Origin of the sequence: Bradyrhizobium sp. 2TAF24, assembly GCF_052115025.1 — a bacterium.
GTDB lineage: Bacteria > Pseudomonadota > Alphaproteobacteria > Rhizobiales > Xanthobacteraceae > Bradyrhizobium_A.
In genome coordinates this window covers 1-1,064 of sequence record NZ_JBFRFW010000064.1, presented here as the reverse complement: position 1 = coordinate 1,064, position 1,064 = coordinate 1, and the positions used below count along the sequence as shown (strand labels likewise).

The 1,064-nt window shown below is 68.1% G+C and carries 1 protein-coding gene; it reads left to right on the top strand.

Features of this window, described 5'->3' with window-relative positions; genetic code table 11:
* Positions 1–1,064, top strand: a 1,064-nt coding sequence (locus AB4Z37_RS32920) for a hypothetical protein (protein ID WP_441520869.1), incomplete at both ends; no start/stop codon positions are given.

The following is a 1,064-nucleotide window of genomic DNA, read 5'->3' as shown; positions in this document are numbered from 1 at the left end:
CTGCTGGAGGTGTCGGGGTGGCTCGGGCAGACCATCCGGCCGATCGACCAGCGCCTGACCACCGGCGGCTCCGTGACGACCTACGCGTCGGGCGATGTCGTGCTGCGTCCGGGCGCGACGATCAATATTGCCGGGGGCTCGCTCGCCCACCAGGCCGGCTATGTGCCCGTCACCTGGCTGGTGGCCTCCGATGGCCGCATCTACGACATCAATCACGCACCTGCCGACCTGACCTATGTRTCTGTTGGCGTCGGCTTCACGGTGAACCACGCYCACTGGGGCGTCACCGAGTTCTATACGGACACGCTGTTCCCGACCTCGCGCTACCAGTCGGCCTATCTCGAAGGCCGCTCCGCCGGCGCCCTGACCGTGATCGCGTCCGCCGCCGAAGTCGACGCCACCGTCATCGCCACCACGGTCAGCGGCCCCTATCAGCGCACCGCCAACACGCTGCCTGCCAGTGGCGCGCTGACCATCGGCACCTCCGATGGGCTCATCGTTCCCGCCAGTGTGGTGATCGCACCGTCRGTGACGCCGCCGGATCTGCCGAGCGCGACGGCKGCGCTGCCGGCGCCGTGGCAGCAGACGGTCTATCTGYCGGCCGACCTGCTCGACAAGGCCGGCTATGGCAGCATCACCATCAATGCCGGAGGCGGCGTCACCGATCCGGTCAGCAAGGCGGTATCGCCGGCGATCAGCGTCGTGGGTGGTGCGAAGCTGCAGGTCGCGCCGGGCGGCTCGATCACCCTCAACTCCAATATCGCTCTCGCCGGCGGCGGCATCTCGATCGACGGCGCGCTGGTGGCGCGGGCTGGCTCCGTGACCATCAACGGCGCGCTTGGAGGGAACACCGTCTTCAGCGGCGACGTCGAGCTGCATTCCGGCAGCGTGATCGACACCCGCGGCCTGTGGGTCAACGATCTCACCGACAACAGCGATATCTCACCCACGCTCACCAACGGCGGCAACGTCAGGCTGACGGCCTATGGCAACGTCCGGGTCGACAGCGGCGCGGTCATCGACGCATCGAGCGGCGGCTGGGTGCAGAACAACGGCCAGCTCAA